13 protein-coding genes and 1 other RNA gene are annotated in these 12560 nt (G+C 46.8%); 4 read left to right on the top strand and 10 right to left on the bottom strand.

The window, feature by feature from the left end; translation table 11 throughout:
• The first annotated feature begins 17 nt into the window (after positions 1-17).
• Positions 18-599 (top strand): Holliday junction branch migration protein RuvA, encoded by a 582-nt coding sequence (ruvA, locus tag AOC28_RS04275; protein ID WP_072582729.1) that lies wholly within the window; start codon positions 18-20, stop codon positions 597-599.
• Between the two features lie 26 nt (positions 600-625).
• A complete protein-coding gene (gene ruvB, locus AOC28_RS04270) occupies positions 626-1696 on the top strand; it encodes a Holliday junction branch migration DNA helicase RuvB (RefSeq protein WP_072582728.1) in 1071 nt (356 codons plus the stop codon).
• Here the strand turns inward: ruvB and tyrS are convergent.
• Positions 1693-2925: a tyrosine--tRNA ligase gene (tyrS, locus tag AOC28_RS04265; RefSeq protein WP_072582896.1), complete on the bottom strand. Its 1233-nt coding sequence runs from the start codon at positions 2923-2925 to the stop codon at positions 1693-1695. The two genes, ruvB and tyrS, sit on opposite strands and share 4 nt — an antisense overlap.
• A gap of 76 nt (positions 2926-3001) precedes the next feature.
• Between tyrS and AOC28_RS04260 the strand changes: the two genes are divergently transcribed.
• The gene (locus AOC28_RS04260; RefSeq protein ID WP_072582727.1) at positions 3002-4129 is read left to right on the top strand and encodes an anhydro-N-acetylmuramic acid kinase; all 1128 of its coding nucleotides are present in this window, start codon (positions 3002-3004) and stop codon (positions 4127-4129) included.
• A 40-nt stretch (positions 4130-4169) separates the two neighbouring features.
• Here AOC28_RS04260 and erpA read toward each other — a convergent pair whose 3' ends face one another.
• The 4 genes from erpA to rplM all read right to left on the bottom strand — a co-directional run bounded on the left by erpA (position 4170) and on the right by rplM (position 6631).
• The gene (gene erpA, locus AOC28_RS04255) at positions 4170-4544 is read right to left on the bottom strand and encodes an iron-sulfur cluster insertion protein ErpA (RefSeq protein ID WP_068319574.1); all 375 of its coding nucleotides are present in this window, start codon (positions 4542-4544) and stop codon (positions 4170-4172) included.
• 68 nt (positions 4545-4612) lie between these two features.
• Positions 4613-5671, bottom strand: a complete 1059-nt coding sequence (argC, locus tag AOC28_RS04250; protein WP_072582895.1) for an N-acetyl-gamma-glutamyl-phosphate reductase — start codon at positions 5669-5671, stop codon at positions 4613-4615.
• A 120-nt stretch (positions 5672-5791) separates the two neighbouring features.
• Complete coding sequence (gene rpsI, locus AOC28_RS04245; RefSeq protein WP_072582726.1) at positions 5792-6193, bottom strand: 30S ribosomal protein S9; 402 nt, start codon at positions 6191-6193, stop codon at positions 5792-5794.
• A gap of 9 nt (positions 6194-6202) precedes the next feature.
• Positions 6203-6631 (bottom strand): 50S ribosomal protein L13, encoded by a 429-nt coding sequence (rplM, locus tag AOC28_RS04240; RefSeq protein ID WP_072582725.1) that lies wholly within the window; start codon positions 6629-6631, stop codon positions 6203-6205.
• Between the two features lie 409 nt (positions 6632-7040).
• Here rplM and AOC28_RS04235 point away from each other — a divergent pair, with 409 nt between their 5' ends.
• A complete protein-coding gene (locus tag AOC28_RS04235) occupies positions 7041-7463 on the top strand; it encodes an OsmC family protein (protein WP_072582724.1) in 423 nt (140 codons plus the stop codon).
• Here AOC28_RS04235 and rnpB read toward each other — a convergent pair.
• From rnpB to nudB, 5 genes are all read right to left on the bottom strand, one after another.
• Positions 7464-7770, bottom strand: an RNA gene (rnpB, locus tag AOC28_RS04230) — RNase P RNA component class A.
• 59 nt (positions 7771-7829) lie between these two features.
• A complete protein-coding gene (pyrC, locus tag AOC28_RS04225; RefSeq protein ID WP_072582723.1) occupies positions 7830-8888 on the bottom strand; it encodes a dihydroorotase in 1059 nt (352 codons plus the stop codon).
• A gap of 1 nt (position 8889) precedes the next feature.
• Positions 8890-10242 carry a glycerate kinase gene (locus AOC28_RS04220; protein WP_072582722.1) on the bottom strand — a complete coding sequence of 451 codons (1353 nt, stop codon included), beginning with the start codon at positions 10240-10242 and terminating at the stop codon, positions 8890-8892.
• Between the two features lie 9 nt (positions 10243-10251).
• On the bottom strand, positions 10252-12075 hold the full coding sequence (locus AOC28_RS04215; RefSeq protein WP_072582721.1) for an ABC transporter ATP-binding protein/permease: 1824 nt from the start codon (positions 12073-12075) through the stop codon (positions 10252-10254).
• A gap of 37 nt (positions 12076-12112) precedes the next feature.
• Complete coding sequence (gene nudB / locus AOC28_RS04210; RefSeq protein WP_072582720.1) at positions 12113-12556, bottom strand: dihydroneopterin triphosphate diphosphatase; 444 nt, start codon at positions 12554-12556, stop codon at positions 12113-12115.
• Between the last annotated feature and the right edge of the window lie 4 nt (positions 12557-12560).

The following is a 12560-nucleotide window of genomic DNA, read 5'->3' as shown; positions in this document are numbered from 1 at the left end:
CAGGTTAAGATCTCTACATGATTGGTCGCATTCAAGGTACCCTCGTTTCAGTTCACCCTCCTCGCCTTTTAGTCGATTGCCAAGGTATTGGTTATGAGGTTGATGTGCCTATGAGCACTTTGTATCAACTACCTCAGGCTGGTCAAAAGATTACCCTATTGACACATTTTCAAGTTCGCGAAGATGCGCAGCAACTTTTTGGCTTTGCTACTGAAACTGAGCGTGAAGCATTTAGACAGCTCATCAAGATTAGTGGCGTCGGCTCACGCACAGCACTCGCAGTTCTTTCCGGCATGAGTGTTAATGAACTAGCCCAAGCCATTGCACTTCAAGAAGCTGGGCGCCTCACTCAGGTGCCTGGTATCGGCAAGAAAACTGCTGAGCGTCTCTGCCTAGAGCTCAAAGGCAAGCTAGCTCCAGACTTAGGCATTACAGGTGACAAACCTCAGGCAATTGAGGCTAGCAGTGAAGTGTTACAAGCCCTCCTTGCTCTGGGCTATTCAGAAAAAGAAGCACTTTTGGCACTCAAGCAAATCCCGCCCGATACCAGTGTTTCCGATGGAATCCGTATGGGATTGAAGTATCTATCTAAAGCTTAATAGTCAAACGGCACTAAACTCTCAGCATGGCAATACATACAGACGACCTCAGCTCTATTCCTGAAGATTTACCGGAAGGTAATGCCCGCATTGTGAGCGGTGCAGCAGGCAATACTGAAGCCGTCTTTGAAAGAGCCCTTCGCCCTAAACAACTCGATGAGTATGTTGGCCAAACTAAGGCCAGAGCACAATTAGAGATTTTCATCAGCGCTACGAGAGCGCGCCAAGAAGCCTTAGACCACGTTCTCTTGTTTGGGCCTCCTGGACTTGGTAAAACAACTCTTGCTCACATTATTGCAAGAGAGCTTGGTGTGAACATGCGCCAAACGAGCGGCCCTGTTCTAGACAGGCCTGGCGATCTTGCTGCCTTACTAACAAATCTAGAAGAAAACGATGTTCTCTTTATTGATGAGATTCATCGTCTATCTCCAGTTGTGGAAGAAATTCTGTATCCCGCGCTAGAGGACTACAGCCTAGATATCATGATCGGCGAAGGCCCTGCAGCGCGCAGCGTGAAGATTGATCTCAAACCATTTACCCTGATCGGCGCAACTACTCGTGCCGGCATGCTGACCAATCCATTGCGTGATCGTTTTGGTATTGTGGCCAGACTCGAGTTCTACACGACTGAAGAACTCACTAAAATCATTAATCGCTCAGCTAGCTTACTTAAGGCTGATATCGATCCAGAAGGCTCCGTAGAAATTGCAAAGCGTGCTCGTGGCACTCCTCGTATTGCTAACCGTCTATTACGCCGCGTACGTGACTATGCAGAAGTAAAGGGCACCGGCACCATTACTAAGGCTATGGCCGACGCTGCACTCAAGATGCTGGACGTGGATCCAAGTGGCTTTGATGTGATGGACAGAAAACTCTTAGAAGCGATCTTGCACAAGTTTGATGGTGGCCCGGTAGGTATCGATAACTTGGCAGCAGCCATCGGTGAAGAGCGCGACACCATTGAAGATGTTCTTGAACCTTATCTCATTCAACAAGGCTACCTACAAAGAACTTCACGCGGCCGAGTGGCAACCCGTCAAGCCTATGAACACTTTGGATTAACTCCGCCTAGCGGAAGTGCTAGCTTGGATATTTAAGCTAGCGTTACTTTGGCGAACTTACGCTTACCAACCTGCACTACGTAAGTTCCAGCTTCAACCTTTAATTGCTTATCAGCAACGGTTACACCATCAATCTTTACGCCGTTTTGCTCAATATTGCGCATCGCTTCAGATGTAGATGGAGCAAGACCTGCAGCCTTCAAAAGATTGGCGATTGCCATAGGCGCCCCAGAAAGATTTACTTCTGGAATGTCATCAGGTACGCCACCTTTAGCGCGGTGATTAAAGTCTTCTAGTGCTTTTTCGGCAGCAGCTTGTGAATGGAAGCGTGCAACGATTTCTTGTGCGAGAAGTACTTTGCAATCTTTTGGATTGCGACCTGCAGCAACTTCTTGCTTCATCAAATCAATCTCAGCCATTGGACGGAATGACAGTAATGTGAAGTAGTCCCACATCAAATCATCCGAAATGCTCAAGAGCTTGCCAAACATATCGCCAGCAGGCTCGCTGATACCAATGTAATTGCCTTTAGACTTACTCATCTTCTCAACACCATCAAGACCAACGAGTAGTGGCATCGTCAAAATACATTGAGGCTCTTGGCCATACTCACGCTGGAGTTCACGACCAACTAGAAGATTGAACTTCTGGTCCGTACCACCAAGCTCTAAATCACTCTTCAGTGCAACGGAGTCATAGCCTTGCATGAGTGGATATAAAAACTCATGAATCGAAATAGGCACACCATTGCGATAGCGCTTCGTAAAGTCATCACGCTCGAGCATACGAGCAACAGTATGTTTAGCAGCCAACTGAATCATGCCGCGCGCGCCCAAAGGATCACACCACTCGCTGTTGTAACGCACTTCGGTTTTAGAAGGATCGAGCACCATACTCGCTTGACGATAGTAAGTCTCTGCATTGACTGCGATTTCTTCTGCGGTCAATGGAGGGCGGGTAGCGTTACGACCTGATGGATCGCCAATCATGCTGGTGAAATCACCGATCAAGAAAATTACGGTATGACCTAAGTCTTGTAACTGGCGCAACTTGTTCAAAACAACGGTATGACCCAGATGAATATCAGGAGCCGTAGGATCTAAACCTAATTTAATCCTGAGTGGAGTCTTGGTAGCTTGGCTACGAGCCAGTTTCTGAACCCAGTCTGCCTCAACCAATAGCTCATCGCAGCCACGTTTGGTGACTTCGAGCGCCGCAAAGACTTCAGGGGTCAAAGGATATTTTTGTTCTGGTTTAGCCGTCATGCTGATTCGGATTGCTGATTCAGTTAAATTAGTAGTTAAATTGCTAAAGCATAATTGTCGCATTCCTGAGAGCTAAATGAACAAACTCCATTCCCTCTATATCGGCCTAATGTCTGGCACCAGCCTGGATGGGATAGATGCTGTTCTAGCGAAGATAGGGGCTAATGGGGAAGCTAGTGCGCTAGACGCCATTAGCGCCCCTTTCTCAGCGGAGCTCCGCAAGACCCTATCCGAGCTTCAAAGCCCTGGCCCAAATGAGCTTCACCGAGAAAAACAGGCAGGAAATGCTTTGGCCTTGGCTTATGCAGAAGCCATTGGCCAGCTGCTCCAAAAAGCAAATCTAAAGCCTTCTGATATCGCCGCCATCGGCGCACATGGTCAGACTATTCGCCACCAACCTCATCTAGGTGATATGGCTTATACACATCAAACATTGAATCCCGCTCTCTTGGCAGAAAAGACTGGCATTGATGTTGTTGCTGACTTTAGAAGTCGTGATTTAGCTGCTGGTGGACATGGCGCTCCATTAGTACCAGCCTTTCATGCGCAGCAATTTGTAGAAGATAAAAATTTAGCGATCCTCAATATTGGTGGCATCGCTAATCTCACGCTGCTCCCTAAAGATGGTGAAGTGACCGGCTTTGATTGCGGCCCTGGAAATATGTTGATGGATGCCTGGATATATGAGCATCAAGGCAATGCCTTTGATGAGAATGGCAACTGGGCATTACAAGGCAAGGTCAATGAAGCACTGCTGAAAAAAATGTTAGATGACGCTTTCTTTGCAAAGGCACCGCCTAAGAGCACTGGCAGGGATAACTTTCATCTTGCTTGGGTGCAAGAAAAATTGAGTGGTGCAAATTATCTTTGTGAAGATGTGCAAGCGACCTTGCTACATTTGACAGCGTACTCCGCCCTCGAAGCTTTAGCCCGTTATGCCCCGCAAACCCAGAAGCTGATTGTCTGTGGAGGCGGCGCTAAAAATAATGCCTTGATGAATTTATTCAAAGTGAAGTCGCAGAATTTCTTCAAAAAGCCATTAGAAATTACTACGAGTGAATCCGCAGGAATTGATCCGCAACTTGTGGAAGGCCTTGCTTTTGCATGGCTAGCGTGGGCTCATAAAGAAAAACGGCCAGCAAATTTGCCAGCCGTTACGGGAGCGAAGGGTCCTAGAATTCTAGGCGCTTGTTACCCAGCTTAACTTCGCTGTTTAATTAAATATTAATTAAGTTCTTTTTTAATTAAGCAGAGAAAGAAGATCCACAACCACAAGTAGTTTGCGCATTCGGATTCTTAATTACAAACTGTGAGCCGTTGATATCTTCTTTGTAGTCAATCTCAGCGCCAACTAAATATTGGAAGCTCATTGAATCTACCAACAAGGTAACGCCATTCTTTTCAAAGAGAGTGTCATCTTCATTCACAGCGTCATCAAATGTGAAGCCATACTGAAATCCTGAGCAACCGCCACCTTGAACGAATACGCGCAGCTTCAATTCTGGATTGCCTTCTTCAGCAATCAAGTCCGCCACTTTCGCAGCAGCGCTATCCGTGAACACCAATGGGGTTGGCGGCTCGGCTAAATCTTGTGCAGGTTGTGTAGCTAATTCGGTCATGATTTACTCCTAATTCAAAAGGCAATTTCTTATTTTAGGCTTTTAATGCCCAGTTTGCTGAAGGGTCATTATGGGGAAACAGCGATCTGGGTAAGGCCCATAGTCTCTGGTAACCCAAACATCAGGTTCATACACTGCACACCTTGGCCTGAAGCGCCCTTCACCAAATTGTCCTCAACTACCAAAATAACTAAAGTATCACCGCCGCCTGGACGATGGATCGCAATCCGAATACCATTGCTACCCCGCACAGAACGCGTCTCTGGATGGCTACCCGCCGGCATGACATCGACAAATGGCTCATCCTGATAGAAGTTCTCATAAAGCTTTTGGTAATCAACGTCTTTACCAGCCTCAGTCAAACGGACATACAAAGTCGAATGAATACCTCTAATCATCGGCGTTAAATGCGGTACGAAAGTCAAACCGATCTGATCATGGCCGGCGATTGCCTTCAAGCCCTGTTCGATTTCAGGGAGATGGCGATGCCCCTTCACGCTATAGGCCTTGAAGTTATCACTTGCTTCAGACAATAGAGTGCCGATCTCTGCTTTCCGGCCAGCACCAGAAGTGCCTGACTTCGAATCAGAAATAATATGCGTGCCATCGATAAGGTGTTTGCCGCCAGTCGATTTAGGTGACAGCAAAGGCGCTAGACCTAGCTGCACTGATGTTGGATAGCAACCCGCCAAACCAACTATGCGCGCTTTCTTAATGGCCTCACGATTAATCTCTGCCAAACCATAAACAGCCTCAGCCAAAATTTCTGGGCAGGTGTGCTCCATGCCGTACCACTTTGCAAATTCTTTAATATCCTTCAAACGAAAGTCTGCGGCAAGATCCAAAATCTTCACATTGTTAGCGAGCAATTCTTTTGCTTGTGCCATTGCAACGCCATGTGGAGTTGCGAAGAACACCACATCACATTCATTCAGCTTGGCTTCATCTGGCGTCGTAAATTTGAGAGCAACACGGCCACGCAAAGATGGAAACATCTCAGCCACTGGCATGCCAGCTTCTGTGCGAGAAGTAATTGCAGTGAGCTCTACCTCAGGATGCTGCGCCAATAAACGCAACAATTCCACTCCGGTATATCCAGTGCCACCTACGATGCCAACTTTAATCATGCCATTCTCCAAAATACCGATCATGAGAAGTTTCTTTTAAAACTTCTGAATACCTCAATTGTAGAAACAAAAAGGGCCGCTTGCGCGACCCTTTCGATAAAACTTGAGCGACTGAAAGAATTAGCGCTTGCTGAACTGCTTACGACGACGCGCGCCGTGCAGACCAACTTTTTTACGCTCAACTTCACGAGCATCGCGAGTTACCAAACCTGCTTTAGACAGGGCTGGCTTCAAGGCGTTGTCGTAGTCGATTAATGCACGAGTAACGCCGTGACGAACTGCACCAGCTTGGCCAGTTTCACCGCCACCAGAAACGTTTACTTTGATATCAAAGGTCGTTAAGTGGGCTGTGAGAGCCAAAGGCTGACGAGCGATCATGCGTGATGTTTCACGAGCAAAATAGGCATCGATAGGCTTACCATTAACAATGATTTCGCCCTTGCCAGATTTAATGAATACACGCGCCACAGAACTCTTGCGACGACCAGTACCGTAATTCCAATTTCCGTAATTAATAGCCATTTGGGTTCCTTAAATCTCTAACGCTTTAGGCTGTTGAGCCGTGTGCGGATGATTAGCGTCGCCATAAACTTTCAATTTCTTGATCATGGCATAGCCTAGTGGGCCTTTTGGCAACATACCCTTCACAGCCTTCTCCAAAGCGCGACCTGGGAAACGGTCTTGCATCTTGTCGAAGTTGGTCGAGCTAATACCACCTGGGTATCCGCTGTGACGGTAATAAATTTTGTTCAAGCCTTTTGTGCCTGTGACACGGAGCTTAGATGAATTGATGACAACGATAAAGTCGCCAGTATCAACGTGTGGGGTGTATTCAGGCTTGTGCTTGCCGCGTAGACGGAGTGCCACTTCACTGGCGACACGACCGAGGACTTTGTCCGTAGCGTCAATCACGAACCATTCATGCACTACCTCATGGGATTTTGCAGAAAAAGTTTTCATGATTTCTCAAATTGTTATAGTCAAAAAAATTACCCCAACCAAATTACATCCACCTTGGCCCTGCTTATGTTTGCAAGCTCGCAGATTCTGCAATTTACTTGGTACAACAAATTACCGCTGACCGGCTCGGTAATTCAGTAAAGCCTTGAATTGTAACCTAAAAAAAACCCAGGAACGAGTCCTGGGTTGGAATCCACCTATGTTTGGGTGGAGGAGACACTGGGAGGTAAGTCGCAGTCTTATACAAGACTGACTACCAACATGGTTATTGTATCCATATGCATGGTGCGACGCAAGAATATTGATCAAAATCAATTTTTTTATGTTGCTGTGCAGCAACTTGATTTCCCATAAAATAGGTAAACTATTGATAATATTGATTAATTTAGTAAGTTAGGGGTCACTAATAATGGAATGTCGAGTAAGTTGGTTGGGTAATGGCGGGATGGCTTTTTCTGCAGAAACTGGCAGTGGCCACCTCGTAAACATGGATGGTGCCCCTGAAGCTGGCGGTAAAAACCTAGCCCCAAGGCCAATGGAGCTGCTTTTGGCCGGTGCCGGCGGTTGCTCTGCATTTGATGTGGTTTTAATCCTACAAAGGGCCCGTCAGGCCATTAGTGGCTGTGAAGTAGCCCTCCAAGCTGAGCGAGCTACAGAGGACCCTAAAGTCTTCACTAAGATCAATTTGCACTTTACGGTCAAAGGAAAAGATCTCGACCAGGCAAAAGTAGATCGCGCCGTAAAGCTCTCACATGAAAAATATTGCTCGGCTACGACCATGTTGGCTAAAACTGCAGAACTGACCTACAGCGTCGAAATCATTGCGGAATAAGTGCAGAGTCAATCGATAAGCCGGATTCTGTCGCCTAGATTTGCATCTAGGGGCAATCATTCCTCTAGGCCGGCAGTTACCTGACGGCTCAAGCTCCCTACCCGCAGACTCAGCGGGACGCCTCATCGCCTGCTTACTTGGGATTGCTCCAGGTGGAGGTTACCGCGTTTCACCGTAACTAAATACGCTCGTCTCTGTGGCCCTATTCCTCACGTCGCCGTGGATGGCCGTTAGCCATCACCCTTCCCTATGGAGTCCGGACTTTCCTCCCCCTCAATAAAGAGGCGGCGATTGCCCAATTGACTCTGCGCCTGCAGTCTAACGCAGTCGGGCCAATTTGGCTAAGAAAGTAATGATTCGTGTTTTTTAAACGAGTGACCAGGCGATGGTTTCGCCAGCACGCAGCGGAACGATAGTGGCATCACCCAATGGCAATTCAGCAGGGATGCTTTGCGCTTGCTTTACCAGAGTAATTTTTTTGCTATTGCGTGGCAGAGAATAAAAATCAGGGCCAAAGAAACTAGCAAAGCCTTCTAACCGGTCTAACTTACCATTACTCTCAAATGCTTCTGCATATAAACCTAAAGCATTAAAGGCGCTGTAACAACCCGCGCAACCACAAGCTGCCTCCTTGACGTCCTTAGCATGAGGCGCACTATCCGTACCCAAGAAGAAACGAGAGTTACCACTGGTCGCAGCCTCTAAAAGTGCAACGCGATGTTCTTCGCGCTTAAGCACAGGTAAACAATAATTGTGTGGACGAATGCCACCAGCAAAAATAGCATTGCGATTCATGAGTAGATGCTGCGGAGTAATCGTGGCTGCAATCGTATTCTTTCCACCCGTTGCTGCATCACGCACATAGTGGGCTGCTTGCTTGGTAGTGATGTGCTCAAACACAATCTTGAGCTCAGGAAATTTTTTACGAAGAGGCTCTAAAACCGTATCAATGAATACCGCTTCACGATCAAAGATATCGATTTCAGAGCTGGTTACTTCACCATGCACTAAGAGCGGCATACCAACAGCTTGCATCGCTTCTAATGCCGCATGGCAATGTTTAAGATCACTGACACCGGCGTCACTATTCGTCGTTGCACCTGCTGGATATAACTTAAAACCTACAATGCCTGCAGCCTTGGCCTTACGAACCTCATCTGCAGAAGTATTGTCAGTGAGATACAAAGTCATCAAAGGCGTGAAGTCACTGACACCCAGAGACTTTAAATTCGATTCAATGCGAGATTGATAGGCCTTAGCCAAATCCACAGTAGTTACTGGTGGTTTGAGATTGGGCATGATGATCGCACGCGCAAATTGACGCGCAGTGTCTGCCAACACATCTTTCATCACTTCACCATCACGAATGTGCAAATGCCAATCGTCCGGCTGAATCAGTTGAATTTGTGTAGGGCTATTAGACATATTATTTATCGAGCAAGATAATGCGGAAATCATTCACGTTAGTAAGTGTAGGGCCAGTTTCCACTAAAGCGTCTAATTCTGCAAAGAAGCCATAGCAATCATGTGCTGATAAGAATTTCTCTGGAACCAGACCTGCAGTCTGGCTAGATTGGCGCACGGCGCTATCAAACCAGGCACCGGCGTTCTTTTCGCTACCATCAATGCCATCGGTATCCGCAGCCAAAGCAGCTATTCTTGGCAAATCAGAGCTAGCAGCTAAAAGTGAGAGTAGATATTCACTGCAACGACCGCCACGGCCTTTTACGTCTGCTGGAATCGTCACAGTACATTCACCACCTGAAATGAGGGCAAGCGGACTATCAACTCCCTTGGCCATATAGTCACGAGCTAACGCAGCCTGCTCCACACCAACTTCTTGCGCCTCACCAGTAATAGTGTCCCCCAAAACAATGGGTTCATAACCCTGCGTGCTCACATAGTCAGCAGCAGCCTCTAAACTTTTATAAGCAGTTGCAATCACATGATTGGCCACTTGAGCGGAGATTAAATCAGAATCTTTCAGAGTCTCTGGCTTTTCACCAGCCAAACCTTGCTTGAGATGATTCATTACTGATCCAGGGATAACTGAATCATCTAAATCATATTTTTGCAAAATGTTGAGTGCATCTAAATACGTTGAGTAGTCTGCAGCACACGGGCCGCTAGCAATATCGGCTGGTGAGTCGCCTGTGACATCAGAAATTAGCAAGGCTTCTACTCGTGCGCCACAGGCAATGGCCACTCTTGCTAAGTTGCCACCCAAAATTGCTGAAAGGTGTTTACGCACCACATTCATTTCTTCAATAGGTGCACCACTACGCAAGAGCGCTTCAGTGGTCTTGCGCATATCATCAATCGAGATACCTTCTTGCGGCAGGGTAAGAAGGCTTGATCCACCACCAGAGACTAAGGCGATCAATACGTCGCCCTTTTCCAATTGATTGGTTAAGGCAAAAATTTCTTTAGCTCCATCCATGCCAGCTTGATCGGGCACTGGATGGCCAGCCTCTACGATCTTGATGAAGGAGGTTGGTGAGCCGTGACCATAACGCGTCAGCACAACGCCCTCTAACTTCACCTGTGGCCAATGGGATTTTGCATAAGCTTCTAATGCACTAGCCATCGAAGCGCTAGCCTTACCTGCACCTACTACCAAACATTTACCCTTAGGCTCTTGCCCAACTGGAAATATCTTTGCTAAGAACTGGGGAACAATGACCTGTGGATCAGCAACCGCTACTGCAGCAGAAAAAGCATTTTTAAGAATTGCTTCTTTACTTGTTGCCATAGAGGGAAAAGAACTGTTTTGAGTCATCCAGCTATTCTAATCAACCGTGGCACGCTCTTGCATCTGCCACATCTCCGCGTACCTTCCTTGAGCTGCAAGCAACTCTTCGTGAGTTCCTCGCTCCACAATCTGACCACGGTCCATCACTAAAATTTGATCGGCATGAATAATAGTTGAAAGACGATGAGCAATAATGAGGGTTGTCCGGTTCTTGGCCAAACTGAGCAGCTCTTCCTGAAAAGCGCGTTCTGTTTTGGAATCTAGAGCTGAAGTTGCTTCATCAAAAATCAACATAGCCGGTTTTTTGAGGAGTGTTCGCGCAATCGCTACGCGTTGTTTCTCACCCCCAGAAAGCTTCAAACCTCTCTCGCCAACCTGTGTGTCATACCCCTCTGGCAAGCGCTTAATAAAGCCATCGATTTGTGCTGCCCTAGCCGCCTCTTGCACCTCTTCAATCGTTGCTGAAGGATCGCCATAGGCAATGTTGTAACCAATCGTGTCATTGAATAAAACGGTATCTTGCGGAACGATGCCGATTGCTTTACGCAAGCTAGCCTGTGTCACATCTTGAATATTCTGCCCTGCAATCAGAATTTCTCCTGACTGCACATCATAAAAACGGAATAGCAATCTGGCGAGAGTACTTTTACCTGCGCCACTTTGACCCACTACCGCCGTAATGGTTCCAGCAGGAATATTGAAGCTGACATCACGCAGAATTTCACGCTTGGCATCATAGTGAAACGACACATGCTCAAACCTAACGTCTGGGCCATGTCCCTGGTCATGAACTTGTAGCGGCCTTGCATCTGGAGAATCAGCAATCTCTTTATCGGTATTCAGCAATGAGAACATCCGATCCATATCCGTTAATGACTGCTTAATTTCACGATATATGACCCCCAAGAAATTAAGCGGAATATAGAGCTGAATCATCAAGGTATTTACCAGCACCAGATCGCCCAAAGTCATCGTGCCATTGACAACGCCGACAGTAGCGCGCCACAGAATCAACATTAAGCCGGTAGCAATAATGATCTGCTGGCCAAGATTTAATACGGCTAAGGTCTTTTGTGACTTCACTGCTGCAGATTGATAGCGCAGCAAGTTTTCATCGTAACGCCTGGCTTCAAAGGCCTCGTTACCAAAATACTTCACTGTTTCAAAATTCAAGAGCGAGTCAATGGCTTTTTGATTGGCCTTTGAATCCATATCATTCATAGTGCGGCGGTAATGGGTACGCCACTCAGTAACCATCACCGTAAAAATAATATAGAGGACTAAGGCTATAAATGTAATTGCAGCAAACCAAATATCGTATGAATAGGCAAGGTAGCCCAACACCAAACAAAACTCAATTACTGTTGGCAAGATGCTATAGAGCGAGTAAGAAATCAGTGACTGAATACCACGTGTACCGCGCTCGATATCTCGACTCACGCCACCCGTCTGACGGGCTAGATGAAAGCTCAGCGCCAATGAATGCAAATGCTCAAATACCTGAAGCGCCACTTTACGAACTGCATTCTGGGTAACCTTGGCAAATAAAGCTTCACGCAACTCTGTAAACAAGGATGCGGAAATTCTTAATAAGCCGTAGGCCAGAATAATTCCCAAGGGAACAGCCAAAAGGGCTTGGGGAGAACTTGCTTTGATATCCAAAGAGTCAATTAACTCTTTCATCACAATTGGAATGCCGAGATTAACGACCTTGGCAGCTATTAAACAGCTCAGGGCAATAATTACCCGAAAGCGATACTCCAGAAGATAAGGGAGGAGATCACGAATGACGCGCCAATCACCGCGCCCTGGTGTTTTTGAATCTGCGCTACCGTGATGATGTCCTGATGAATGTCTCATCGCTCTATCTTATTCCTAATTGGCTATTTGACTCGGCTTAGTTCGCAGAAAATAATTTCAAAATAGCGTCGCCATTGCTGCGAGAAAAACATTTCTTAGCGGCCTCTTCATAAGGGAGCCACTCATATGCAACATGCTCCCTTGGGGCAAGTGTGATTGAAGTGCTATCCGGAACTTCTAGCGCAAACCAATGTTCGATATTTCGGGTAACACCTGGGGCATAACGAAATCGCCACTCAGGATAGATTTCATACTCGATGTGATGATGCAGGTTTTGCAACGCCTCTTTTGGTAGGCGCACCACCGCAATCCCCGTCTCTTCAAATACTTCTCGCGTAGCTGCTAAAGCCAGATCCTCATCGAGAGTATCAAGACTACCAGTGACAGATTGCCAAAAGCCAGAGCGGTCAGCACGCTCTATCAATAAAACATCCCTATTCGATTTGTAGATAACGACTAAAACCGAAATAGGGATTTTCAAGATG

The sequence above is a fragment of the Polynucleobacter sp. MWH-Adler-W8 genome (assembly GCF_001889925.1).
GTDB lineage: Bacteria > Pseudomonadota > Gammaproteobacteria > Burkholderiales > Burkholderiaceae > Polynucleobacter.
Note: the sequence above shows the minus strand (reverse complement) of the source record. Positions and strands in the feature narration are given on the sequence as shown.

What these genes read in the sequence shown, in the direction of transcription:
- ruvA (WP_072582729.1), top strand. Translation starts at nt 18, where the DNA reads ATGATTGGTCGCATTCAAGGTACCCTCGTTTCAGTTCACCCTCCTCGC.
- ruvB (WP_072582728.1), top strand. Translation starts at nt 626, where the DNA reads ATGGCAATACATACAGACGACCTCAGCTCTATTCCTGAAGATTTACCG.
- tyrS (WP_072582896.1), bottom strand. Translation starts at nt 2,925, where the DNA reads ATGACGGCTAAACCAGAACAAAAATATCCTTTGACCCCTGAAGTCTTT.
- AOC28_RS04260 (WP_072582727.1), top strand. Translation starts at nt 3,002, where the DNA reads ATGAACAAACTCCATTCCCTCTATATCGGCCTAATGTCTGGCACCAGC.
- erpA (WP_068319574.1), bottom strand. Translation starts at nt 4,544, where the DNA reads ATGACCGAATTAGCTACACAACCTGCACAAGATTTAGCCGAGCCGCCA.
- argC (WP_072582895.1), bottom strand. Translation starts at nt 5,671, where the DNA reads ATGATTAAAGTTGGCATCGTAGGTGGCACTGGATATACCGGAGTGGAA.
- rpsI (WP_072582726.1), bottom strand. Translation starts at nt 6,193, where the DNA reads ATGGCTATTAATTACGGAAATTGGAATTACGGTACTGGTCGTCGCAAG.
- rplM (WP_072582725.1), bottom strand. Translation starts at nt 6,631, where the DNA reads ATGAAAACTTTTTCTGCAAAATCCCATGAGGTAGTGCATGAATGGTTC.
- AOC28_RS04235 (WP_072582724.1), top strand. Translation starts at nt 7,041, where the DNA reads ATGGAATGTCGAGTAAGTTGGTTGGGTAATGGCGGGATGGCTTTTTCT.
- pyrC (WP_072582723.1), bottom strand. Translation starts at nt 8,888, where the DNA reads ATGTCTAATAGCCCTACACAAATTCAACTGATTCAGCCGGACGATTGG.
- AOC28_RS04220 (WP_072582722.1), bottom strand. Translation starts at nt 10,242, where the DNA reads ATGACTCAAAACAGTTCTTTTCCCTCTATGGCAACAAGTAAAGAAGCA.
- AOC28_RS04215 (WP_072582721.1), bottom strand. Translation starts at nt 12,075, where the DNA reads ATGAGACATTCATCAGGACATCATCACGGTAGCGCAGATTCAAAAACA.